The 23,371-nt window shown below is 35.3% G+C and carries 24 protein-coding genes; 8 read left to right on the top strand and 16 right to left on the bottom strand.

The features are described from left to right. Positions 1-2: 2 nt before the first annotated feature. From RE431_RS07510 to mnmE, 7 genes are all read right to left on the bottom strand, one after another. Positions 3-338 (bottom strand): plasmid mobilization protein, encoded by a 336-nt coding sequence (locus RE431_RS07510; protein ID WP_309561357.1) that lies wholly within the window; start codon positions 336-338, stop codon positions 3-5. Positions 339-470: 132 nt separating this feature from the next. Next, positions 471-1,097, bottom strand: coding sequence for a P-loop NTPase family protein (locus tag RE431_RS07505; protein ID WP_309561356.1), 627 nt, complete (start codon positions 1,095-1,097; stop codon positions 471-473). Further along, positions 1,097-1,609: a hypothetical protein gene (locus RE431_RS07500; RefSeq protein WP_309561355.1), complete on the bottom strand. Its 513-nt coding sequence runs from the start codon at positions 1,607-1,609 to the stop codon at positions 1,097-1,099. Before RE431_RS07500 ends, RE431_RS07505 begins: the two co-directional genes overlap by 1 nt. A 110-nt stretch (positions 1,610-1,719) precedes the next feature. Beyond that, positions 1,720-1,959: a helix-turn-helix transcriptional regulator gene (locus RE431_RS07495; RefSeq protein ID WP_309561354.1), complete on the bottom strand. Its 240-nt coding sequence runs from the start codon at positions 1,957-1,959 to the stop codon at positions 1,720-1,722. Between the two features lie 148 nt (positions 1,960-2,107). Next, positions 2,108-2,764 (bottom strand): hypothetical protein, encoded by a 657-nt coding sequence (locus tag RE431_RS07490; protein ID WP_309561353.1) that lies wholly within the window; start codon positions 2,762-2,764, stop codon positions 2,108-2,110. 170 nt (positions 2,765-2,934) lie between these two features. Beyond that, positions 2,935-4,062: a tyrosine-type recombinase/integrase gene (locus RE431_RS07485; RefSeq protein WP_309561352.1), complete on the bottom strand. Its 1,128-nt coding sequence runs from the start codon at positions 4,060-4,062 to the stop codon at positions 2,935-2,937. Between the two features lie 150 nt (positions 4,063-4,212). Continuing rightward, positions 4,213-5,637, bottom strand: a complete 1,425-nt coding sequence (gene mnmE / locus RE431_RS07480) for a tRNA uridine-5-carboxymethylaminomethyl(34) synthesis GTPase MnmE (RefSeq protein WP_309561351.1) — start codon at positions 5,635-5,637, stop codon at positions 4,213-4,215. A gap of 116 nt (positions 5,638-5,753) precedes the next feature. Between mnmE and RE431_RS07475 the strand changes: the two genes are divergently transcribed. Next, positions 5,754-6,092, top strand: coding sequence for a DUF4870 domain-containing protein (locus tag RE431_RS07475; protein ID WP_309561350.1), 339 nt, complete (start codon positions 5,754-5,756; stop codon positions 6,090-6,092). Between the two features lie 88 nt (positions 6,093-6,180). On the opposite strand, the gene dnaN is transcribed toward RE431_RS07475, so the two are convergent. From dnaN to RE431_RS07450, 5 genes are all read right to left on the bottom strand, one after another. Further along, positions 6,181-7,299, bottom strand: coding sequence for a DNA polymerase III subunit beta (dnaN, locus tag RE431_RS07470; RefSeq protein WP_309561349.1), 1,119 nt, complete (start codon positions 7,297-7,299; stop codon positions 6,181-6,183). A 202-nt stretch (positions 7,300-7,501) separates the two neighbouring features. Next, positions 7,502-9,172 carry a gliding motility-associated ABC transporter substrate-binding protein GldG gene (gldG, locus tag RE431_RS07465; RefSeq protein WP_309561348.1) on the bottom strand — a complete coding sequence of 557 codons (1,671 nt, stop codon included), beginning with the start codon at positions 9,170-9,172 and terminating at the stop codon, positions 7,502-7,504. Continuing rightward, positions 9,172-9,909: a gliding motility-associated ABC transporter permease subunit GldF gene (gene gldF / locus RE431_RS07460; RefSeq protein WP_309561347.1), complete on the bottom strand. Its 738-nt coding sequence runs from the start codon at positions 9,907-9,909 to the stop codon at positions 9,172-9,174. Before gldF ends, gldG begins: the two co-directional genes overlap by 1 nt. A gap of 5 nt (positions 9,910-9,914) precedes the next feature. After that, on the bottom strand, positions 9,915-10,211 hold the full coding sequence (locus RE431_RS07455; RefSeq protein ID WP_309561346.1) for a putative quinol monooxygenase: 297 nt from the start codon (positions 10,209-10,211) through the stop codon (positions 9,915-9,917). Further along, positions 10,212-11,045: an SAM hydrolase/SAM-dependent halogenase family protein gene (locus tag RE431_RS07450; RefSeq protein ID WP_309561345.1), complete on the bottom strand. Its 834-nt coding sequence runs from the start codon at positions 11,043-11,045 to the stop codon at positions 10,212-10,214. It lies immediately after the preceding gene. Positions 11,046-11,254: 209 nt separating this feature from the next. Here RE431_RS07450 and RE431_RS07445 point away from each other — a divergent pair, with 209 nt between their 5' ends. From RE431_RS07445 to RE431_RS07420, 6 genes are all read left to right on the top strand, one after another. Then, the gene (locus tag RE431_RS07445) at positions 11,255-12,208 is read left to right on the top strand and encodes a PhoH family protein (protein WP_309561344.1); all 954 of its coding nucleotides are present in this window, start codon (positions 11,255-11,257) and stop codon (positions 12,206-12,208) included. Between the two features lie 18 nt (positions 12,209-12,226). Then, complete coding sequence (locus tag RE431_RS07440; RefSeq protein ID WP_309561343.1) at positions 12,227-13,189, top strand: phosphoribosylaminoimidazolesuccinocarboxamide synthase; 963 nt, start codon at positions 12,227-12,229, stop codon at positions 13,187-13,189. 152 nt (positions 13,190-13,341) lie between these two features. Further along, complete coding sequence (acs, locus tag RE431_RS07435) at positions 13,342-15,249, top strand: acetate--CoA ligase (protein ID WP_309561342.1); 1,908 nt, start codon at positions 13,342-13,344, stop codon at positions 15,247-15,249. Positions 15,250-15,302: 53 nt separating this feature from the next. Then, complete coding sequence (locus RE431_RS07430; protein WP_309561341.1) at positions 15,303-15,965, top strand: hypothetical protein; 663 nt, start codon at positions 15,303-15,305, stop codon at positions 15,963-15,965. 39 nt (positions 15,966-16,004) lie between these two features. Beyond that, entirely contained in the window at positions 16,005-16,652 is a 648-nt protein-coding gene (locus RE431_RS07425) for a hypothetical protein (protein ID WP_309561340.1), read from the top strand. A gap of 24 nt (positions 16,653-16,676) precedes the next feature. After that, entirely contained in the window at positions 16,677-17,339 is a 663-nt protein-coding gene (locus RE431_RS07420; protein ID WP_309561339.1) for a hypothetical protein, read from the top strand. A gap of 53 nt (positions 17,340-17,392) precedes the next feature. On the opposite strand, the gene RE431_RS07415 is transcribed toward RE431_RS07420, so the two are convergent. The 4 genes from RE431_RS07415 to RE431_RS07400 all read right to left on the bottom strand — a co-directional run bounded on the left by RE431_RS07415 (position 17,393) and on the right by RE431_RS07400 (position 22,325). Beyond that, complete coding sequence (locus RE431_RS07415) at positions 17,393-18,067, bottom strand: 3'-5' exonuclease (RefSeq protein ID WP_309561338.1); 675 nt, start codon at positions 18,065-18,067, stop codon at positions 17,393-17,395. Then, positions 18,064-19,986: a DUF294 nucleotidyltransferase-like domain-containing protein gene (locus RE431_RS07410; protein ID WP_309561337.1), complete on the bottom strand. Its 1,923-nt coding sequence runs from the start codon at positions 19,984-19,986 to the stop codon at positions 18,064-18,066. Before RE431_RS07410 ends, RE431_RS07415 begins: the two co-directional genes overlap by 4 nt. 40 nt (positions 19,987-20,026) lie before the next feature. Next, complete coding sequence (locus tag RE431_RS07405) at positions 20,027-21,109, bottom strand: DNA topoisomerase IB (RefSeq protein WP_309561336.1); 1,083 nt, start codon at positions 21,107-21,109, stop codon at positions 20,027-20,029. Positions 21,110-21,236: 127 nt separating this feature from the next. After that, the gene (locus tag RE431_RS07400) at positions 21,237-22,325 is read right to left on the bottom strand and encodes a M42 family metallopeptidase (RefSeq protein ID WP_309561335.1); all 1,089 of its coding nucleotides are present in this window, start codon (positions 22,323-22,325) and stop codon (positions 21,237-21,239) included. A gap of 153 nt (positions 22,326-22,478) precedes the next feature. Here RE431_RS07400 and RE431_RS07395 point away from each other — a divergent pair, with 153 nt between their 5' ends. Continuing rightward, positions 22,479-23,156, top strand: coding sequence for a DUF4294 domain-containing protein (locus RE431_RS07395; protein WP_309561944.1), 678 nt, complete (start codon positions 22,479-22,481; stop codon positions 23,154-23,156). Positions 23,157-23,371 lie beyond the last annotated feature (215 nt).

Genomic DNA, 23,371 nt, shown 5'->3' with positions numbered 1-23,371 from the left:
TACTACAGTTTTGAATTAATTTCTAAGATGTGTTTTTTTAAATCATCAATATCCTTTAAAACTGATTTTTGATCTGCAATTAGAAATTTCGAATCAGAGTTTAAATTGTGAGCAACCTGGTTTAAATTGTTTCCAATTTTGAGGAGCTGGGTGGTGTAATTTTTAACATCTATATCTTTCCTCTTGACTTCAATAATTGGTTTGCCTAGTTTTTCCAGTACACAATTCCTTACATAAAACGCGACTGATACTTGAAGAAATTGACATTGATTTTTAAGTAATTCCCGATCTTTTAAGTTTAAATTAAAGACTACTCTTTTATTTGTTTCTGATTTCATACTTAATTAGTTTTAGTTGTAAATTTTCTATGAGCGGCTTCGGCTGCGAATAGCCAGGTTCGCTAAAGTGTGCACTATTTGTGCATCTTTAGCACGCCTGGCAGCGGCAGAGCCTAACGGCTCTTGCCTCTTTTATTTCCTTCTAGAATCACCATTCAACGGTATGAAATTGAACATTTCAAACAATCTATCATAAACTCTTACTCCATACCTTTTTCGGGCTTCATCGGGTGAAAGATTTGTTGAGATATAAGTTCTACATGATACTCTGCGAGACGTTGAGTAGCGCAATTGAATTAAATCAGACATGATTTCAACAGAATTGCCAAAATGATTTAATTTGCTTTCTGCTCCAAGATCTTCAAAATGAATATTCCCTTTATTGTATTTTGAGTATAAAGAATCATCATTAGGCGCTAATTTCTTTGGGTTTGAAAGTTGACTCATATATTGATCAGTTAGATCAATTGTATGAACAGTTTTAATTCTAAGAGCAGGATTTTGGTAAGACTTGTAAATTTCTTCTAAAATTTCAAAAAATAGACTTTTACCAGTACCACATCCACCATAAAAATAAATTCCTTTATGAGCCATACCCTTTAATTTTTTCAAATTTTCTAAATCTGAGAAATAGGAAATAAAAAATTCAACGGCATATTTGTTGAAAAGGTCAATTTCAAATTTTCTATTTTCTCTTCTCATTAATAATTCATTGGCTTTATGAAGAAATAGATCTTTAAATGTTTTTTGACTGCCCATTATTTTCTAGGATTTGGATTTGGATAATTTGAAATTTTCGTGTCTTTTGAACTACTATTACTACTATTTTTAAATTCTGTTTTTTGTTGAGAGTTAGTATTAGTAGGTGTTTGACTTTTACTGTCACTTCTTTCTTCTGTAGCTGAATTTTTCTGTGACGGAATATTTCGTCTACTTCCAGAGTCTAAATTGTTAGTTAACTCTTCCGATTGTAATTCATATGGAATTGGAAATAGATGGTAAATTTTCTCTGTAAATCTTCCATTAATATATTTTTGATTTTCAACTTTAATCCATCTTTTTGAGCAAAGCTCATCTCTATACTTTCTAAAAGTGTCTGGATGCATTCTTAAGCATTTGCTTAGATGCTTCGTACGGAAAGTCCAATCTTTCGGTTTGTGTACCAGAAAAATATAAAGAAACCTTGATCTATCAGACAGAGTATTATCCTCAATAAGTGAATTAGGAATAATGGTAAAATTACCATTAAGATGATTTTTTATTATATTCATTTTTCGATCGATTTATATCATACCGAAAGAGTAAATGCATAAATTTGCACTATACTCAATGGTAGGGTGGTGAAATTTATAGAGGCGTTCAAAATTGCAGTTTTGAACGCTTATTTTTTTCTTGATTTATTTATGTATTCTTGAGCTTCCTGATCTATTTGAGAAATAGATTTATTCTTATTTTGACGAAGCCAGTCTTCAATTTCAGATCTCTCAAAGAAGACAAATTTCCGGTTAGGTCTATAATGTGGTATAATATTCTTTTGACACAACTTCTGTATATACTTTTCCGAATAACCGGTATAATTGGAGACATCCTTCCGATTTAAGATTTCTTTGGATGAATCCATTATGATTTTTTCTAAATGAACAAGTTTGTCGAGAATAATTTGAGTTTTTTCCATAGTCTACTTTCGAAGAGTTTCAGGTCCAAATTTTGGAAAAAACAGGATGGTAAAAAGCTGAATATTAAGACGTCTTAATCTTTTATTTAAAACCTTAATCTTTTTTTACTAAAGAATTAGAAAACACATCTTTCAAATCATTATGTCTTTTCGGGAGGATGTCAGTATTACTATATGATGATTCAATAGATTCCCTAGTTGCCTTTTTATTTTTGTTTTTAAAAATTTTTAAAAATTTGTCTAGGGTAAATCCTTCACTATTATGACTCAATAAATCAAAAAATAATTTTGTTTGCCGATTATCCATATTCAGCTTAAATAAAGGCGACTCAGGTAATTTCCCATTAATGATTATTTCTGAAAAAATTATATAATCTAGATTTTCCGAATTCTCATCTATAACTTCAACAAAATTTTTTTCGTCTAAGTTTTTATAAATTAAGTTTAATTCCTCTGGACTATTCCACTGTAGAGAAAACGAATTATTATTCTTTCGTGAGATTTTCTTTTGAATCTTAGTTATAAACTTGCTTTCAAAATCTTGGTGCCAAGTAAATATTAAAACACAGCTTAGAGTAATATGTAAAAGGACGAAAATTGTTGATATGATATAGAAATCAAGGAAGTTTCTTTTGTCAACATAATAATATAAATAGAGCAAAAGAATGCTAAAACTGCCAAAAATTAAATAAACAAAAAGTCTTGGTCTTTCAATTTTTTTATCAAAAAAACCAGAATTAAGATTGAACATATATGATATGAAATATTTCAATAAGATTCTAAGTTCTTTTATGAATAAATATGATGTGGTAATAACCATGAATATGAATATAATATCGTAAAAATCTTTGGATCGATATGTATTAGCAAGGAGAGAGATTATCAATCCGCATAAAATGGAGATAGAGTATAATTTTTTCATTAAAATTTGATTGTAGGTATGAGATTAGAAGCTTCTTTCATTTTTTGATCTACTATCTTCGCATAAATAGCAGTGGTCCTAATTTCTCTATGTCCAAGTCGCTTTGAAACAGTGTAAATGTCTGCTCCAGCTTCAAGCAATAGAACTGCATTTGTATGACGTGCACTGTGAAAAGTTATATGTTTTGATATGCCTGCCCGATTGCACCACCGTACAATTTCATTATTATAAACAGCCGAGTATTTTAAGCCTGTAAAAACCTTATCAAAAGGAGCCATACGTTTACCTAAAATATCTCTAGCTTGTTTGGAAATGTAAAGGTATTCAACACCATCAGTTTTCTGTTGAGTATAATTTATACGACTTGATTCTCCTTCTTCTCTAACTTCATTCCAGGTTAACTTATTTATATCAGACCACCTTAGACCTGTAAGACAAGAAAAAAGAAAAGCTGACTTTAAGACCTGATATTTACATTCGGTGTTAGCTAATTTTTGAAGTTCTTCAAAAGTCAAATACTCTCTTTTGCTTTCAGCTTGCTCAAAAGACTTGACCTTCGATGCATAATTAATAGATAAATAACCTTCATCATAAGCTGATCTTAATGCAGCTTTAAACTTATTGAAATATGAATATTTTGAATTTAGAGAGAGAGGTAGCTGGCTTTTAGTGTAGGCGTCATTATCAAAATAATTTCTAACCTTCTTTACAAATTGTTCATCAATCTCTTCAAAGGTTGTTTTAGAAGAAATACATCTTTTTAAATGGAGTAGGGTAGCGGTCCAGTTTCCATAATTTTTTGGGCTATTATATTTTTCTTCAGCTTTCTCTTCAAAATAGTCAAGGAAACACCTTTGTGATTTAGTTGAATTCTTAAGATCAAACCTGCCTTGATAATATTCAGCTTCTCTTATAGATAGAATTTTCTTAGCTAGCACTAGATTTTCCTTATTCTCTTTTCTTTCGACAGCATTTTTAGGATGTTGAAATAGAAAAATTTTTAGATTTTCATTATCACGTATATGTCTTCTTTTCCCTTCGGTAGTTATTTCTGAACCTTTATAGTATTCTATAGAAAGACTGATTTTTCCACTTTTTAACTTGCGCTTTTTGAGAGATATTTTCATAATGAGGTACGTTTGTACCACATATTTTATAAGTGCAGTACATTTGAAGTACCCAATATACTACAAAACTCTTCGAAAGTGCAAATGGATTCTCTTTAAAATGCTGGTAATAAAGGAAAGTAGTGGAAAGTAGACGAAAGTCTCTTTAATCTATTTCCCAATACAGAAGTTCGCAAAAATATTCCCCAAAAGATCATCATTAGTGATCTCTCCCGTGATTTCACCAAAGTGTTGTAAAGCCTGACGAATATCGATTGCCAACAGGTCTCCCGAAAGATCGGCATTCAATCCGTCTTCTACTTTGTTGATTTCTTCTAATGCCTTTAAAAGAGCTGCATAATGTCTTGAATTGGTAACGATCGTATCACTATTTCGAAGAGCGCCGGTATTTACGAATTCAAGAAGCCTTTCCTTTAGTTCTTCAACTCCAAGGTTCGTTTTTGCAGATAAAAGTAGGAATTCTGCTCTTTCAGCATGACTGGAAATATCTTCGAGCTTAGTTTTTAAATTCTCGACTTCTTCTTCAGCTAAACGATCGGTTTTGTTGGCGATGATCAATAATGGCTTCTGTGGAAATTTATTTTTGATCTTTTCAATTTCAATACGTATTTCCTGAAGTCTTTCTCTATTTACTGCAATCTGAGAACTATCAACAAGGTAAACTACTACCTGCGCCTGACTGATCTTTTCAAAGGTCTTTTTAATACCGATACTTTCCACCACATCTTTGGTTTCACGTATTCCAGCGGTATCTATAAAACGGAAACCAACTCCGCCAATACTCATTTCATCTTCAATGGTATCTCTTGTTGTTCCGGCGATATCGGAAACGATTGCTCGTTCCTCGTTCAGTAGAGCATTCAGCAATGTGGATTTTCCAACATTAGGTTCACCAACGATAGCTACCGGAATTCCGTTTTTCAGAACATTTCCGGTCGCAAATGAGTCTATCAACCTTTTTAATACGGTTTGTATTCTCGAAACCAGGTCTCTGAATTGATCCCTATTGGCAAATTCCACATCTTCTTCAGCAAAATCCAGTTCCAGTTCGATTAGCGAAGCGAAATTCAGCAATTCTTCTCTAAGCTTAGCGATTTCATTTGAAAATCCTCCACGCATTTGCTGCATGGCCATCTGGTGAGAGGCAGCATTTTCAGAATTGATCAAATCGGCCACGGCTTCTGCCTGACTCAAATCCATTTTTGCATTTAGGAAGGCGCGAAGGGTAAATTCTCCGGCTTCCGCAGAACGACATCCTTTTCTAATCAATAATTGAATGATCTCCTGCTGAATATAAGGACTTCCATGACAGGACAATTCCACTGTTTCTTCTCCAGTATAAGATTTCGGAGCTCTGAAAATCGACGCCAGCACTTCATCGATCGTTCTTTCGCCGTCCATAACATTTCCGAGATGAATAGTATGAGTGGGCTGCTCAGCAAGATCTTTTTTACTTTTCGCTTTAAATAGCGGAGCAACGATCTTGATCGCGTCTGGTCCTGAAACTCTAATTACGGCAATAGCACCGGCGCCTGATGGTGTGGCAAGGGCAACAATAGTATCATTCAATTTCATGTGGCAAATTTATAAAAGAAATCATTGCTGAGCCTAATTCTGTAACAAACCTCAATTTGCCTCGTCTTTTATATAGACACCATCAATAACCATCAATAACCATCAAAATTTTAATAATGAGAGAAGACAAACAATTGTTAGTGATTACCCATCTTAGTCAATTACTAGATCTGGTAACCGGAATTGGAGGATTTATAGTGCCGCTGGTGCTCTGGCTAACACAGAAAGATAAAGTTGCGGGTATGGATATGCACGGAAAAATGATATTGAACTTTCAGATAAGCCTGTTCATTTATTCCATCTTATGTATTCCTTTAATAATATTATTAGGATTGGGGATCATCTTATTGATCATTATTGGTTTAGTAGCGTTAATTCTACCAATTATGAATGCGATAAAAGTGAGTAATGGAGAAATGCCATATTACCCATTGACGATACAGTTTCTAAAATAGAATGCTTTAGTAGTTGGTTTTTTTTAATTAGTAACAAAAAGCCCGTTCAAAATATTGAACGGGCTTTTTTATAATATAATTGTATTTTTTAGCTGTTAAGCATAACCGGCATCACAAGCATAGTGATTTTCTCTCCCGGATCCAATCCGTCTACAGGAGTAAGAATTCCAGCTCTGTTTGGTAAACTCATTTCAAGCATCACATCATCCGCCGTAAGGTTACCTAACATCTCAATAAGGAATCTTGAGTTGAAACCAATTTGCATATCATCTCCCTGGTAAGAACAGGTTAAACGCTCTTCAGCCTTGTTACTGTAATCTACATCTTCGGCAGAAATATTAAGCTCGGCACCGGCGATCTTCAATCTTACCTGGTGAGTTGTTTTATTAGAGAAAATAGAAACCCTTCTTACAGAACTCAAAAACTGGTTTCTTTCAATAGTTAGTTTATTTGGATTCTCCTTCGGAATAACCGCTTCGTAATTTGGATATTTCCCGTCGATCAATCTACAGATCAATTGAGTATCGTCAAAAGTGAACTTTGCGTTAGAATCGTTGTACTCGATCAATACTTCAGATTCGCTTCCTGCAAGAATTCCTTTTAAAAGATTCAGAGGTTTCTTAGGCATGATAAATTCGACAGCCTGGTTCGCTTTTATATCTTCTCTGGAATATTTTACCAATTTGTGAGCATCTGTGGCAACGAAAGTAAGTCCGTCTTCAGAGAATTGGAAAAACACTCCACTCATTACCGGTCTAAGATCATCATTTCCTGAAGCGAAAATTGTTTTAGAAATTGCAGAAGCCAGGATATCAGCTTCAACAATGGTACTGCTTGGATCTTCAAGCTCTACCGGATTCGGGAATTCTTCACCATCGGCATACGCAAGCGCATATTTACCATGGTTAGAACTCAATTCTATAGTATTGTTATCTTCAACTACAAAAGTTAGTGGTTGCTCTGGAAAGGTCTTCAGCGTGTCTAAAAGTAACTTCGCAGGAACGGCAATTTTTCCTTCAGAATCTGACTCGACCTTAAGTTTCGCAGACATCGTTGTTTCAAGGTCTGAAGCAGAAACCGTTAGTTCATCATTGTTAAGATCGAAAAGGAAATTGTCTAATATTGGTAATGTATTACTGTTGTTGATTACCCCTCCAAGTATTTGTAGCTGTTTCAGCAGATAGTTGCTGGATACAATAAATTTCATCGGCTTTTATTGATTTATTTTGAATCAATTACAAATATATTTTAATAAGTCAAAAATAACGGGTTGTTCAGCGAGTTTTTATTAACAGACTTGATTGATAAAATACATTTAAAATCTTGTAAAATAAGGTGTTGTGAAAATTAAGCTATTGAAAATTGTTAATATGTGCACATTGAATGTTCAAGTACATTCTGCGGAAGCTTTACTTTACATATTTCTGCTTTCGGTAGAATCTGAAACCAATACCGAAAATTAGAAGGAGAAGGATTGGGCCGGCAAGATTAATTAGTTGCCATTGCTCTCTTTGCTCAGCTGTTTTTTCCTTGTCTAAGAATGCTAAATTGATCTCTTTGGAACGAATATCTATCAGTCCAGTGTCGTCCAGTAGATAATTGACGGCATTCAGAAGAAATTCCTTGTTTCCGTAAATATTACCGGTATACCGCTGAAAACCGAGTTCCATTGGTTTTCCTCCCTGAATGTCATTTTTTATCACATCTCCATCTGAGATGACCAGCATTTTTGATTCTACTCCCTGGTCTTTATGAGCTGAAATTTGAAAAGGTTTTACCCGGTTCTTGTAAACCGATTTGAAATTTCCTTCAAGCAAAACTGCCAGAGGTTGTTCGCCAGCAGTATACTCATTCATGTCTGGTTTATCGCCAACCATATCGAGGCTTATCTGGGCTGGAACACCTTCGAGTTTTGTCCTTGGTGAACTGCTAAGCAGAATGCTTTTCTTGATGTTGTTCGACAAAGTATCTATCGGGTTGGCATATTCAAACTTCACCGCTTCGATATTGTTGATAATCGGGTGCTCATTAGGAGAACTCGTTAAAGGACTATAGAACCAAGGATATGGATTGAATCTTGTATTTTGTCCGTTACCGCTTGCCAGAATGATCGGGGCAGAGTAGAGGTCGTTCACCAATTCAGGATTTATACGTACACCGTAAGAGAAAAAATAGTCTCCAAGATTTAGATTTCTAGGTAATGCGATGGCCGTTCCCTGCTGATTGAATAGACTATCATTTTCCATATTGGTAGTTTCCGCCAGCCAGAGCATTTTTCCGCCATTCATTAAATATTGATCCAGTACATATTTTTCATTTTCAGAAAAGGCCTTAGTTGGTTTCGGGTCGAGTACCAGGTCATATTGTTTTAGGTCTTCCAGAGTTCTTTGCGGATTTACCGCAGCAGAATCCAAAGTAAAAGGAGCCATAAAATAATATTCCTGAATGGTCTTTATAAAGTCGGCGATCTGACCATCGGGTAATTCACCGTTTCCGCGCATTACCGCGATCTTCTTTTTACGAGGATAGATTAGTTTGCTTAAACCGTCGGCCAGCGAATATTCCAGTTGTTGCACTGATGCATTCACTCTTTCTTCATCGGTCGCCCCGATCTGATTTTTTAGTAATGGGATCTTTACGGTCTTATCTCCATAATTCGCGATCGCCCAGGGAAAGATGATACTTTCACTATTCTTGCCATTTTCCTGAACATTCAACCGCGCCGGAGTCATTCCCATCTTATAGAATTCTTCAGCGATAGCATTGGCATCACCACCTTCTTCAAGCGGATCTACAAAATTGAATTTAATATTTCGGTTATAGGCCGAAAATTCCTCCAGCATTTGCCTGGTCTCATTCTGCAATCTTCTGAATTCTGAAGGAAAACTACCTTCAAGAAAAACATCGAAAATCACAGGCTGTTCAATATCTGCTACGATTTTTTTTGCGGCGGGGGAGAGACTGTAGCGTTGATCCTGAGTTAGATCGAACCTGAAGTAAACTTCTGAAGCAAGGAAGTTGGCGGCTACAAGAATAACCAGCAAAATAAGAAGAGATTTTATTTTGTTCTGTTTATTCATTATCTCGTGTTCCTGGTTCCTGAAAGATTGATCTCTGTGAGTTTTAAGAATAGGAAGATCAAACTTAGAAAATATACAATGTCCCTGGAGTCAACTACTCCACGGCTTATACTTTTATAATGAAAACTGATTCCGAAAGATTCAAGGATATAATTAGAAGTGCCAAAAATGTTGGTTTCTGCCAGGCCTTCAAAAGCATAATAAGAAATAAAGCATAGAAAAACTCCCAGTAAGAATGAAACTATCTGGTTTGAAGATAAACTGGAAGCGAAAATTCCGATAGCAGAATAACATCCACCAAGAAAGATCAATCCAATATAAGAACCTATGGTAGCTCCAACATCAAAATTGCCTACAGGGCGTCCAAGTTGACTAATACTCAATACGTAAAGAAGTGTTGGAATGATGGCTAATATAACCAGGAAAAGAACTCCCAGATATTTTCCTGTAATAAGTTTCCAGAGTCCGATAGGTTTGGTTAATAGGATTTCCATGGTTCCCATTCGCTTTTCATCAGCAAAACTTTTCATGGAAATTGCAGGGATCAGGAAAAGAAAGATCCAGGGTGCCAGATTGAAAAATGGTTTCAGATCGGCAAAACCGCTGTCCAGAATATTATAACCGCCGGAAAATACGAAGAGGAAAAATGAGCAGGCAATAAGGAATAGTCCAATTACGAGATAGCCCGTAAGGGATGAAAAGAAGGATTGTATTTCTTTATTCAGTATTGCTAACATTTCTGTTATTCCAAAGTCACTAATTTATCTACACTCCAGGCTTCAGGCTTTTCATTGAAAAGCACTTTTGTATTCGCCCAGACGTTTTTAAAGAGTTCAGAATTTTTATAGTTTTCCAGAGATTCTTCATCTTTCCAGTAACTATACGTGAAAAACTGGTTTGTATTGTCTTTACCTCGATAGAGTTCTAAAAACTTACAACCTTCAAAACGTCTTATCTTGTCCTTGTTCTGCTCAAAATTCGCAAGGAACTCATCGATCTTTTCAGGCTGAAATCCCATTTTCACTATTCTTACAAACATCTACTCAAAGTTTACTGTTATCGTATCCAGGTATTTAAGTCCGAACAAACTTGCCGCACTTCCTACCGTACTAGGATTACTTTTATAAATAGCCAGTTCTATATATCCTGCCGAATTGAATACCGCCAGTTTTTTACCATCTTCTTCTTTCCGGTTTTCTTTTTCAACATCAAAATTAATAGCATGGCTATAGGTTTCATAAATGGTGTTGAAATTTACATTCCTGGCGCTAATTTTAAACTCTCGACCCTTACCAACATTATCGAATAGTTTTCTGGAAATATTAGTGATGACATTTCCATAGTTATCAACATAAATAACATGACCAAGAATCTGATCTTTTTCAGAATTTATAATCGGCTCAAACTGTTTGAGATATCGTATTTCACTAACGCTTTTACCTATTACTTCCAGGGTGCCGCCGCGAGCAATGTGACAGGCAACTTTCACGAAAACATCAAGCACTGGAAAGTTGGTCTGTATCTTATCATGAATGTTGATCTCCACGATTTTTTCCGGTCTTATTTCTGAAGCCAGGAGAGAAAGAATTCCGTTGTTAGCACAAATAAAATAATGCTCATCCAGTTTTACTGCAAGATGCTTATTTTCCGGGGTCAATTCAGAATCTATACCAATAATATGAATGCTTCCTTTAGGGAAACTCTTATAAGCGTTCTTAATAATATAGGCTGCCTCACTAATATGAAAAGGGGAAACAGAATGGGAAATATCAACAATTCTAACATCACTTAGCTCACTATAGACTGCACCTTTAACCGCACCAGCGAAATAATCTTTCTCCCCGAAATCGGTCGTTAAAGTAATGATTGCCATAGGCGATTGTTAATATTTTTTTAATCTGAGACTGGTAATTTTCCTTAAGTTTGTATAGAAGGCGAATATAATTTTATTTTTAGTGATTCGCTTAGGCTAAAAGGTAAAAAATACCATAATTTCGGTTTCAAAATTAGGATAATGAAATGCGAAGGGCAAATAAAAATGACCTGAAAATCTACAATGCTTCATCTTAAAAACCATAGCTTTTGAACGAACTTCTTATTGAACTCTCAGAAATTAGCCCTAGAGAATTTTTCGGGCAACAGAATGAACACATTGAACTTTTAAAAAAGTACTTTCCAAAATTAAAGATCGTCGCCAGGGGTAGTAAGATACGTGTCTTTGGAGATGAGGAAATGCTGGAAGAATTCGACAAACGTTTTTCAATGCTGATGGATCATTTTGGGAAATACAATAAACTCGATGAAAATACCATCGAAAGAGTTTTAACGAGTGAGAGTGAGCAGGATTATGAAAGTTCGAAAGAGAGTGGAGAGACCATCGTTCACGGTATTAGTGGTAAGGTTATTAAGGCCCAAACTGCGAACCAGCGCAAGCTTGTAGAGCTTTCAAAGAAGAACGATCTGGTTTTCGCCATAGGCCCGGCCGGAACAGGTAAGACCTATACAGGGGTTGCACTAGCAGTAAAAGCTTTAAAAGAAAAGCAAGTCAAAAGAATTATCCTTACCAGGCCTGCGGTTGAAGCTGGCGAAAATCTTGGTTTTTTACCCGGTGACCTTAAGGAAAAACTGGATCCTTATATGCAGCCTTTATATGATGCCTTAAGAGATATGATCCCTCATGAAAAACTGGAAGTTTTTATTGAAAAGGGAGTTATCCAGATCGCACCTTTAGCATTTATGCGTGGTCGTACTTTAGACCATGCCTTCGTTATTCTGGATGAAGCACAAAATACTACCCATGCTCAGATGAAAATGTTTCTAACCAGGATGGGTAAGAGCGCTAAATTTATGATCACGGGCGATCCAGGACAAATTGACCTTCCTAGAAGGACTATTTCCGGACTTAAAGAAGCGCTTCTTGTGCTTAAGGATGTCAAAGGAGTTGGAATGGTTTACCTGGACGATAAGGATGTGATTCGTCACAGATTGGTGAAAAAGATCATTGCCGCTTACAAAACAATTGAACACAACGAATAATAAACGAATAAGCTCTTTATGAGTAATACGATAACCATAACAAATTTCAATTTCCCGGGACAGCAATCGGTTTATAAAGGGAAGGTTAGAGATGTATATTCAATGGAAGACGATCTATTAATTATGATCGCCTCAGATAGACTTTCAGCTTTTGATGTAGTCATGCCAAAAGGGATTCCATATAAAGGCCAGATCCTGAATCAGATCGCTACTAAGATGATGGAGAAGACCAGCGATATTGTTCCGAACTGGCTGGAAGCTACTCCAGATCCTAATGTTGCTGTTGGTAAGAAATGCGAGCCTTTTAAGGTGGAAATGGTTATTCGAGGGTATATGTCTGGCCATGCAGCCAGGGAATATAAGGCGGGAAAAAGAGAATTATGCGGAGTTTCCATGCCTGAAGGTTTAAAAGAAAACGATAAATTTCCTGAACCTATTATCACTCCTGCTACTAAAGCGGAGCACGGTGATCATGATGAAGATATTTCACGTGAGAATATAATAAAGCGAGGAATAGTTTCTGAAGAAGATTATTTAAAACTGGAAGATTACACCAGGAAGTTATTTCAGCGAGGAACCGAGATTGCAGCAAAGCAAGATCTTATTCTTGTGGATACGAAATATGAATTCGGAAAAACAAGTGATGGTGAAATTGTGCTGATCGATGAGATCCATACTCCAGATTCTTCAAGATATTTTTATAAGAATGGCTACGAAGAGAGACAGGCGAAAGGAGAGGCTCAGAAGCAGTTATCCAAGGAATTCGTTCGGCAATGGCTAATTTCAAATGGTTTCCAGGGATTAGAAGGGCAATCGGTTCCGGAAATGAGCGATGAGTATATTGAATCAGTGTCTGAAAGATATATCGAATTATACGAGAATATAACCGGTGAAAAATTCAATAAAGCTGATGTTTCTAATATCGAATCCAGAATTCAGAAAAATGTAGAAACATATTTAAAATCGAGAAAATTTATCTGATTATCATAAAAGCATGAACTATTCTATCAAATTTAGAATAATAAATTGCTTTTAACTCGACTTCTCTTTTTTGATTCCATACGATTTAATATTTTTAAAGGCATAACCGGTTCAGCCGGTTTTGTCTTTTTTTATTTAAACCAACTTCAATTATGAGTAATTATCACATTAAGAACCTGGAAGAATATTTTCAGGTGTATAGAAAGTCTGTAAGAGAGCCGGAAAATTTCTGGCAGGAGATCGCCGAAGAACATTTCGTATGGAGAAAAAAATGGGATAATGTACTTAGTTGGGATTTTTCAAAACCGGAAGTGAAATGGTTTGAAAATGCAAAATTAAATATTACTGAGAATTGTATAGACAGACATATGCTCGCCCAGGGTGATAAAACGGCTATAATCTGGGAGCCAAACGATCCTAAGGAGGAAGCCCAACATTTAAGTTTTAAGGAGCTACATAAAAAAGTAAATCAATTTGCCAATGTTCTAAAAGATAATGGAATTAAAAAAGGAGATAGAGTATGTATCTATTTACCTATGATCCCGGAATTGGCATATGCGGTTTTAGCATGTGCAAGAATTGGCGCGATCCATTCGGTTGTTTTCGCAGGTTTTTCAGCTTCAGCATTGGCAACCAGAACTCTGGATGCCGATTGTAAAATGATGATCACTTCAGATGGATCGTATAGAGGAGACAAGACTATCGATCTTAAGGAAATCGTGGACAAAGCGTTGGAGGATTGCCCAGACGTAAAGACTGTACTTGTAGCAAAAAGGATCGGCTCTGATGTAAATATGAAGGATGGTCGTGATAAATGGTTGCAGCCTCTGATGGATAAAGCCTCTGATGATTGTACACCAGAAATCATGGATGCTGAAGATCCGCTTTTTATTTTATACACTTCAGGGTCTACAGGAAAACCGAAAGGAATGCTTCATACTACAGCGGGGTATATGGTTTACTCAGCTTACACATTTAAGAATATTTTCAATTATCAGAATGATGACGTTTATTGGTGTACTGCCGATATTGGCTGGATTACCGGGCATTCATATATAGTTTACGGCCCGTTGCTTAATGGAGCGACAACGGTAATGTTTGAAGGTGTTCCATCTTATCCTGACTTTGGTCGATTCTGGGAAATAGTTGAAAAGCATAAAGTGAACCAGTTCTATACGGCTCCAACGGCAATTAGAGCATTAGCCAAAAAAAATCTTGAATTCGTAGATAAATATGACCTTTCCTCACTAAAAGTTCTTGGAACTGTTGGAGAACCTATCAATGAAGAAGCATGGCACTGGTATGATAATAATATTGGAAAAAATCAAAGTCCGATAGTTGATACCTGGTGGCAGACAGAGACCGGCGGGATCATGATCTCTCCAATACCATTTGCTACACCAACCAAACCAACATTTGCAACTCTGCCATTTCCGGGAATTCAGCCTGTTTTAATGGATGAAGAAGGTAAAGAGATCAAAGGAAATCAGGTAGATGGTAGATTATGTATAAAATTCCCATGGCCATCTATGGCGAGAACTATCTATGGCAACCACGATCGATACCGAGATACATATTTTTCTGCTTTTGAAAATAAATATTTTACTGGTGATGGAGCTTTAAGAGATGAAACCGGATACTACCGAATTACCGGTAGAGTAGATGATGTGATCATTGTTTCCGGGCATAATTTAGGAACAGCACCTATTGAAGATGCTATCAATGAGCATCCTGCAGTGGCAGAATCGGCAGTTGTAGGCTTTCCGCATGAAGTGAAAGGAAATGCGCTTTATGGATTTGTTATCTTGAAAGAATCTGGTGAATCAAGAAATCAGGATAATCTTAGAAAAGAGATCAATCAGCAGATAGCAGATAAAATTGGGCCAATTGCCAAGCCTGATAAAATACAATTCGTAGAAGGCCTTCCAAAAACAAGAAGTGGTAAGATTATGAGAAGGATTTTAAGAAAGATCGCTTCCAGGGATACTTCAGATTTAGGTGATACTTCAACACTTCTAAACCCAGAAGTAGTAGAAAATATAATAAAAGGTGCGTTGTAATATTTATTCGGCACCGTTATTGATAATTAAAAGTTAATAAATCAAATCAAATTATGAAAAACACAGTTTTAGGTATATTGTTTTTAGCTATGGTTGGGTACCAAGCAAATGCTCAGGTAAGCCAGGATGTCGAAAATAATGGAATGCAAATATTTACAAAGGTAAAAGAACCAGAGAAGGCTACTGGGTCTCCATTTTACGAAAAAGACTTTGTATGGGGAAAAGTAATAGATAATGATACTCGTCAAGTCGAAATGTTAATGCGATATAATGCGGTTGAGGATATTGTTGTTTTGAGACCAAATCCGCAAAGCGAAGAAGAATATGTATTGCCTAAAAAAAGATCTATAACTTATAACTTTGGTGATTATACCTATTTCATTGATGGTTTGAAAACTACGAAAGGTTATAATGAAAGTTTTTTCGCGAAATTTTATGATGGTGAAAAATCAAAATTTGTTGGTCAACCAGTGGCAGATATTACTCCGGCAAAAGTTGCCAGCACCGGTTATCAACAAGATAAGCCTGCTCATATGAAGGTAGAAATGGTTTATTATATCTCTGTTGATGGTAAACCTTTTCAAGAAGTAAGACTTAAAGAAAAAGACCTTGAAGATCTTTTTGATTCAGAAAAAATGGAAGATTACTTTGATGATAAAAAGATAAAAACTGAAGATGACGTGATTGCTATGTTGAAGTTTTACGATTCGAAGTAATCTTCAGAAATTGAATCCTTAATCTCAAAACTAAATTTAATGAGACATCTTTTAACATTAACATTTTTATTTGTTGCATTTTCTATAAATGCCCAGAACTTTTTAAATGGAGCTTTAGCTACCTACAGTCCTGCTGAACCTGAAAGTTATACTGGATCTCCATTTTACGAAGAAGAATTTGTTCAGGGTGTAGTTAGAAATAGTGAAGGACAATCTCAAAATTTATTAATGAGGTATAATGCAGTACAGGATGTAGTTGTTTTAAAATTAAGACCTCAGAGTTCTAAATTATTTTTGTTGCCACCAGTTTCAGACATCTTTTATGAAATGGGAGATTACACTTATATGTTGAATGATCCTGATCTTAATATACCTGCTTCTACGAATTACTACGCAAGTTTTTACAAGGGATCGAAAAGTCACTTTATTGGAGTTCCGAGATTAGATCTCAATTCGAAAGTAAAAGCAAAAACTGGTTATGAGGATGATATTCCCGCAAATTTTAAAGTTGAAATGAAATACTATCTCTCCATTAATGGTGGAGATTTTGAGGAGGTTAACTTTCGTCCGAGGCAATTATCGAGTTTATTTGAAAATCCAGAAATGGCAAGGTATGTTGCAGATCTTAAGATCAAAAAGGCCGATGATGTCGTTTCATTATTAAAGTATTATGAAAATTTAAAATGATTTAATAATCGAAAAATGATCAATATGAAAAATTTTACAATCTTAATTGCATTATTAATATCGGCCAATGTTATAAGTCAGCAGAATAACGTATGGAGTGTATACGATGGGACAGATATTATCCCACGTCTTGAAATTCCATCTAATGAGAGTGAATATTATACTTATAAGGGTTCACCTTACTTTGAAAAGGACTTTGTCGAAAGTATAGCAGTAAATGATAAAGGCCAATCTGAAAAGGTTTTAGTACGGTATAATCTCGTTTCAGATGCATTACATATAAAGAAAGATAAAGCTTCGAATGAGGTTTTGGAGATGCCAATCGCTCGGGATGTTGTATTTAAAGTAAATGATTATCAATATAAAGTAACTGCTGAAGGTGATAATATCCCTGGAAGTACAAACTATTATGCGGAATTTTATAATGATGATAATTTACATTTAATAGGTATTCCTGGTTTGAATTTGATAGAAGGCAATATTGAAGGGCACCAAAATGACTACTATAAGAATGGTAAGTTTGAGGTGAGAATGGATTATTATATCTCTTTGGATAATGGAAAATATGAGTTACTGGATTTAAAGGGTAGTAGTAAAAAGAAATATGCAAAGACCCTAGCTATGGTTGATTTTTTAGATAAAAATAAAAATATCACCGAGGCAGAAATTAATAATTTTCTAGAATAAATTTAAGGCTAAATCTTTATTTTTATATACCCTCTTGTTTTCAAGAGGGTTTTTTAATACTTCCCTTTTAATAAATTTTTAGTAGTAAGTTCTTTTGTTTTCAGCTTATTCAAAAGTTTCATGAATGCTATGGCAGTTATAAAGGCATCACCAGATGCTGTGTGCCTGTCAGTAGTTTCAATATTATAAGCTTCCGCAATTTCATCAAGGGTATATTCTTTATTTTGATCAATCAGATTTGTAAGTATCCTGGTTTTTTTGTACATGACTGATGTATCCAATACACTATTCTTGAGTTTTGGAAGACCGTTTCTTTTCAATGCCTTATTTACCATTTTGACATCGAAACCGGCATGATGGGCAACTAAAACTGAATTCTGAATATAGCTCAGGAATTTCTTTATAGCATCGATTTCAGATAATTTCTCGAACCTTTCATTTTGAATGATACCATGAATCTTTACCGTTTCGGGATTAAACTTTTTTTGATTGAGAAAAACCTCGAAATTATCACTGATCTCAATACTCCTATTTTCTACCCTAACAGCTCCAATACTTAGAATTCTGTCTTCTTCGTAATCAAATCCTGTAGTTTCAGTATCAAATACTACAAAACGTACGTCTGATATTTTATCAGATAGTTTCTCTTCAAAACTTTTGGAGTAATTCTGCCAGAAGTAAGGAAGATCTGGGTCTATCGATTCTTTTTTAAACCATTTTCTGATCATAAGTAATAGGTAGTTTCAAATCTAACCTTAATGAATTCCTGAATTTCTTTAATTGTTTTGAAACAACGCTTTAGTTTGATCTTATCCTCTTTGCTTAGATCTTCAAGATTTATAAACCTTCCATTATCCTTATGCTTTAGACCCTGTTTAGTTCTGAACTTTATTAATGCTCTGGAAGAATAAGCACAAGCCTGATAGATCTCTTTGTTATTCGGTTCCAGTTGCGCCAGCTTCTCAAACCTTTCTGAAGTATTGCTAATATTTTTTACACGATGTTCCAGAATTAGCAACCTTGCAGCATCAGTTAAAGGCATAATACCTCTCTTTTTAATATCAAACAGATCTTTCCTCTCACCGTCCTGTTCTACCAGGAACTGCCGGAAGAATCCAAGAGGCGAAGGGTTTCTTAAGGCTTGCGCAGCCAACCTGTTCAGGAAGTTTCTGTTTCCTTTTAGGATATCAAAAATATGATCAGAAATGGAATTGGTCAGTTTTACTTCACCATATGAAATATCGAAATCAAAAAATATCTGGCACAATAAGATCTCATCATTTCCCGAAGTTGTGACCCATTGAGAAAATTGTTCCTTCCATTCGCTTTCTGAAAGACAATATTTTGGATTTCTGGCCAACATCTCTGCCGGGCAGAATTCATAACCTATAATATTAAGTCTTTTGGTGACTTTGGTAGCGAGTTTTAAAAAATAGGCCCGGGTTTCCTCAAGTTTTTCCTCGGGTACATCTTCGAATATCAGGGCATTATCCTGATCTGTATGTAGTAATTGCTCCTTTCTTCCCTGACTTCCAAGCGACATCCAGGCAAATTTTGCAGGCAAAGGAGTATCCATTTTTTCAATACATCTTTTTATAGTTCGCTTGATGGTAGCATCATTTAATTCAAAGATGATATTTGATATGTGTGTAAGCGGAATATTACTTTTTAAATAACCATTCAATAAGATCATTATTTTATTCCTGATCCTTTTAAGTTTTTTTGTGCTACTTGCCCTGTTGATCGCTTTCATTAGAACCGCAGGATTATTACCCTGTGATACGATGATGTCGTGCTCAGACACAATACCTTTTACCTTGGTATTTGGGGTTCCATCTTTTGTGATGCATATATGGTTTATATTATGCTTCATCATAGTAAGTTGTGCCTGTGCAATAGTTAAATTCTTTGAATAGCAGATCACGGGAGAATTCATTACCTCACTAATTGAATTTTGTATAGGAAGTTTTCCTGTAGCTACAAGTTCCCTAAAATCAACATCGGTTACAATTCCAACTGGCTTTTGATCTTCTACTACGATAACTGAACCAACTCTTCTGTTGCTCATCAAAATGGCCGATTTCTGAATACTGGTGTCGGGTGAAACCGTTACCATTTTCTTGACGATGGGTATTGGTTGAAGTTCAAAAAGTGCTTCCTTTTTAAAACTGATATCTTCTTCGTCTGAGATGAGTTTTCCCTTATGTTCATTGGAATAGGGATTCCTGGTATTTGAAGCAAAGCTCTCCATCAGGAAATTCCCAACGTGAGGATTACTGATTGCATAGGGTTTAAAAACATTTAAAGGAATAGCGTAAATAACACTTTCTTCATCTGTGATCGCATTGATCTGGTAATTTTCCTTTGCAAACAGCGGACGTAAACCAAAAACATCTCCTTCGTCACATTTATCAATAGTTTCCGGCTCCTGATTATCATTCATTTTTTGCAGATCTACTGCGCCTTTTTGAACGATATAAAAATAATCATGGACACTTTCATCCCGGGCAAAGATCGTTTGCCCCTGTTCAAAATACATAACCTTGATTTCACTGGCAATAAGATCAAGTTGATTCTTCTCCAGGAGAGAGAAAGGAGGGAAGTTGCTTAGAAAATCAGCAATTCTTGAAGCAATAGAATTCGTCATAAATCAAATTTATCTGATTTATGACAAATATCTAATTTTATTAATCTTCAATTTCTATTTTGTAATCTTTAATTAGTTTATGCACTGCCTTTTCAGTTTCTGAAAGTTGTGCATAAGTTGGAGCATCTTCAGTTTTTACTTTTTTGAAATAAGGCACTATTTCTCCGGTTTCATAAGTCTCAATTACCTTTGGATGAACATAGTAGCTACGACAAACGGCTCTGGTATTACCTAAACCTTCTGCTGCAGCATCAAAACCTTCCAGGATATTTTTTTTATTCTCTTTCTCATCTTCCACAAAACCTTTTTCAATCAATGTTTCAAAAAATATTTTAGTGGCAGACCAGGTTCTGAAATCTTTTGCCGAGAATATATCTCCACTAATCTCATGAATATATTCATTGATCATTTCGCTATTGATACTTTGTTTTTGCCCATCTTCATTATAGAATTTGAAAAGCTCCCAACCCGGAATTTCCTCACACTGGTTAATAAGATCAATTAATCGAGGATCCTCTACGGTAATAGAATGTTCTTTTCCTTTTTTACCAATAAATTCAAATTTGATTCCATCCTCAAAAGTTTTTACGTGTTTTGTTCTAAAAGTGGATAGCCCGTAGGTTTTATTCTTTTTAGCGTAGTAATGATTTCCAACTCGTATATGTGTCTCTTCCATCAAACGAATCACCAGAGCAAGAACTTTACGCTTTGGCATACCTTTCAGGTTAAGATCTTCTTCAACTTGTTTCCTTATCCTAGGCAACATTTTTCCGAAAGAAGTCATCTTAAAGAATTTGGTCTGATTACGAATTTCAGACCAGGTGGGATGATACATGTATTGCTTACGCTCTTTTTCATCTCTTCCTACTACCTGGAGGTGTCCATTTGGTAAATGGGTAATTCTAACATTTTTCCATGCAGGTGGAATTACCAGTTTTTTGATCCGTTCCAGGGTTTTAGCATCTGATACTTTTTCTTCTTTTTTATAATAAGCAAAACCACGTCCCACTTTTTTTCTTTCGATGGACAAATGGTTTTCAGAAACGTATCTTAAGTTAGCCAGTTTTACGGCTTGGTGAGTATCGGTCATCACCACTTCAACATCATCAGGCGACAGGGTCATAATTTTTTATTTAAAGATAAGCTGAAAACTAACGGTTGGTATTTAAATATTTGTGAAAAATTCATCTCTTAAAAAAGAAAACTCCCTGATTTCAGGGAGTTTAACAATAATTTATGTGCTGTTGAATCTAATCGAAATAGCTAAAGCTATCTCCTTCCTTAATTTTAAGTAGAGATTCGTAAATAAGATTGATCACATTTTCTACGTCGTCACGATGAACCATTTCAACGGTGGTGTGCATATATCTTAATGGTAAAGAGATCAATGCAGAAGGTACTCCGCCGTTACTATAAGCGAACGCATCGGTGTCTGTTCCTGTAAATCTTGAAGAAGCATGCCTTTGGAAAGGGATTTTCTTGTCTTCTGCTGTATCTATAATAAGTTCTCTAAGTTTATTCTGAACTGCTGGCGCATATGAAATCACAGGTCCGTCTCCAATCTTATTCAAACCATTGGTCTTTTTCTCTATCATTGGAGTAGTGGTATCATGAGTTACATCAGTAACAATCGCCACGTTTGGTTGAATTCTATGAGTGATCATTTCAGCACCTCTAAGTCCAATCTCTTCCTGAACTGAATTCGTAACATAAAGTCCGAAGGGTAGTTTTTTCTTATTCTCCTTCAAAAGTCTCGCTACCTGCGCGATCATGAATCCACCTATTCGATTATCAAGAGCTCGGCAAACAAACTTATTTTCATTCAGAACAAAGAATTCATCTGGATATGTTATTACACAACCAACATGTACACCAAGTTTTTCAACATCCTCCTTATTATTACATCCAACATCTATACAGATATTGTCCATTTTTGGTGATTGTTCTTTCTCTTTATCACGAGTATGAATTGCAGGCCATCCAAATACTCCTTTTACTATACCTTTTTTAGTATGAATATTCACTCTTTTGGAAGCTGCGATCTGGTGATCACTACCTCCATTTCTAACTACATATATAAGACCTTCATCGCTAATGTAATTTACATACCAGGAAATTTCGTCAGCATGACCTTCAATAACAACTTTGTATTTTGCTTCAGGATTGATAACACCAACAGCAGTACCATAGGTATCAGTTATAAATTCGTCTACGTAAGGTTTCAGGTATTCCATCCATAATTTCTGTCCTTCAGATTCATATCCTGTTGGTGCAGCATTATTTAGATAAGCCTCTAGAAACTCTAATGATTTTTTGTCAAGTACTTCGCTTTTCTTCATTATTCAATTTAATTTTCACGAATTTAAAAAATTTAGATTGGTAACAACTTGCTAATGATTAATTTTGGAATGATTTTGGTAAAATTCATTTCAGAAATACTCGAAATTGTACAGTTAGTGATCAAAAGAAATCTTTACATAATAGTGCTTTTAATGGGATTCATAAGTTTCGGACAGGTTAAAGAGTCTGAAGAAAGGGATACCATTGAAAATGATTCTATCGAAAAACGGTATATGATTATCGCCGGAGATTCCATTCCAAGGGAAGCAATAGATCTTGAGGAGGTGGTTTTATTACGTAAGTTGAGTTTTGATAGTAATAATGATAGAAAGCGCTACCTTATATTAAGGAGAAAGACGCGGAAGGTATATCCTTATGCAAAATTGGCTTCTGAAAGATTAGTGGAATTAAATTCAAGGTTAGATCATATCAAGTCCAGGCGTGAAAGAAAGAAATACACCAAAATAGTCCAGGATTATATTGAAGATGAATTTTCTGCCGAGTTAAAAAAACTAACCAGGACAGAAGGGCAGATTCTTGTTAAGCTTATTCACCGACAAACCGGAATTACAACCTTCGAACTGGTAAGAGAATTGAAAAGCGGTTGGAGGGCTTTCTGGTATAATACTACTGCGAGTATGTTTGATATTTCCTTAAAGGAGGAATATCATCCGGAATCTGACCAGGAAGACTTCCTTATAGAGGATATTTTACAGCGTTCTTTTAGAGATAATATTTTAGAAAGGCAGGCGAGCGCTTTGGATTTTGAATACCTTGATCTTAGTGATAAGTGGAATAAATCCAGATCAGCGAAAAAAAGGAGCAAATAATTTCATACTTCAGCTTCTGGCGATCAGTCTTTTATATTTAAATCATAATTTCCCCTTAAAAAACCTGAAGATTATTTTGGTTGTAATAAAAAAAGGGGTGTATATTTGCAGCCGCTTTGAGAGCAAGGCGTAAGTTCACTGAAAGTACTGAGAGTAGGCGATACCGAGTAAAAAGGGTTAAAAAAATAATTAAATTTTTTTCAATTTTAATTTGG

Source organism: Christiangramia sediminicola, assembly GCF_031344135.1.
In the GTDB taxonomy this organism is placed as follows: Bacteria; Bacteroidota; Bacteroidia; order Flavobacteriales; family Flavobacteriaceae; genus Christiangramia; species Christiangramia sediminicola.
The sequence above is the reverse complement of the archived record's forward strand: the minus strand, read 5'-3'. Positions and strand labels throughout refer to the sequence as shown.